The 1,609-nt window shown below is 69.0% G+C and carries 2 protein-coding genes; both read left to right on the forward strand.

What is annotated here, in order from left to right:
• Window positions 1-468, forward strand: a 468-nt coding sequence (locus FJ694_RS36455; RefSeq protein WP_445661325.1) for a thiolase family protein, incomplete at its 5' end; no start/stop codon positions are given.
• Between the two features lie 161 nt (window positions 469-629).
• Complete coding sequence (gene phbB, locus FJ694_RS36460; RefSeq protein ID WP_157272394.1) at window positions 630-1,367, forward strand: acetoacetyl-CoA reductase; 738 nt, start codon at window positions 630-632, stop codon at window positions 1,365-1,367.
• Window positions 1,368-1,609 lie beyond the last annotated feature (242 nt).

The following is a 1,609-nucleotide window of genomic DNA, read 5'->3' on the forward strand; positions in this document are numbered from 1 at the left end:
AAGGCCGGCAGCGTGACGGCGGGCAACGCCTCGGGCATCAACGACGGCGCGGCGGCCGTGATGGTGATGTCGGCCGCGAAGGCCGAGCAGCTGGGCCTGAAGCCGCTGGCCAAGATCGCTAGCTTCGGCACCAGCGGGCTGGACCCGGCCACGATGGGCATGGGCCCGGTGCCGGCGTCGCGCAAGGCGCTGGAGCGCGCGGGCTGGCAGGTGGGCGACGTGGACCTGTTCGAGCTCAACGAGGCGTTCGCGGCGCAGGCCTGCGCGGTGAACAAGGAGCTGGGCGTGGACGCCGCAAAGGTCAACGTCAACGGCGGCGCCATTGCCATCGGCCACCCCATCGGCGCCTCGGGCTGCCGGGTGCTGGTGACGCTGCTGCACGAGATGCAGCGCCGCGACGCGAAGAAGGGCCTGGCCGCGCTGTGCATCGGCGGCGGCATGGGCGTGGCGCTGGCGGTCGAGCGCTGATCCTGCGTTGACCAAGGCGCCTTCGGCGCGCGGCTGACCCGGGACCCGGCGGGCCCCGGGCGGCCGCTCTCACCCGCATTCCTCACATCGTTTTCAGCAAGGCCGGCCCGGCAGGACCGTCCCAACCACGGCCGCGCGGCGCGGCCCCCAAGGAGACTCACATGGCTCAGAAACTCGCGTACGTCACCGGCGGCATGGGCGGCATCGGCACCTCGATGTGCCAGCGCCTGCACAAGGACGGCTTCAAGGTCATCGCCGGCTGCGGTCCGAGCCGCGACCACCAGAAGTGGATCGACGAGCAGAAGGCGCTGGGCTACACCTTCTACGCCTCGGTGGGCAACGTTGCCGACTGGGACTCGACCGTGGCCGCCTTCGAGAAGGTCAAGGCCGAGCATGGCCAAGTGGATGTGCTGGTCAACAACGCCGGCATCACGCGTGATGGCCAGTTCCGCAAGATGAGCAAGGCCGACTGGCAGGCCGTGATGTCCACCAACCTGGACAGCATGTTCAACGTGACCAAGCAGGTCATCGACGGCATGCTGGAAAAGGGCTGGGGCCGCATCATCAACATCTCCTCGGTCAACGGCGAGAAGGGCCAGTTCGGCCAGACCAACTACTCCGCGGCCAAGGCCGGCATGCACGGCTTCACGATGGCGCTGGCGCAGGAAGTCGCGGCCAAGGGCGTGACGGTGAATACGGTGAGCCCGGGCTACATCGCCACCGACATGGTCAAGGCCATCCGCCAGGACGTGCTCGACAAGATCATCGCCACCATCCCCATCCGCCGCCTGGGCACGCCGGAGGAGATCGCCTCCGTCGTGGCGTGGCTGGCCGGCGAGGAGTCGGGCTTCACCACCGGCGCCGACTTCAGCTGCAACGGCGGCCTGCACATGGGCTGACCGGCCCCGGCAAACGAAAAGGCTGCGCGGTGCGCGGCCTTTTTTGCCATGGCCTCCTGCAGTTGCCTTCGCGCTCCGCATTTCCTTCCCCGACACACCCGAACCGCCCATCCCGGGCTGCTGCCATGTCCGAAGAAGCCTCCATGTCCCCGGCCGAGCTGGCCCTGCGCGACGCCGCACGCGAGTACCACCGCTCGCCCTCGCGCGGCAAGATCTCCATCGCGCCGACCAAGCCGCTGTCG

Origin of the sequence: Azohydromonas aeria, assembly GCF_009760915.1 — a bacterium.
Lineage (GTDB): Bacteria > Pseudomonadota > Gammaproteobacteria > Burkholderiales > Burkholderiaceae_C > Azohydromonas > Azohydromonas aeria.

What these genes read in the sequence shown, in the direction of transcription:
- phbB (WP_157272394.1), top strand. Translation starts at nt 630, where the DNA reads ATGGCTCAGAAACTCGCGTACGTCACCGGCGGCATGGGCGGCATCGGC.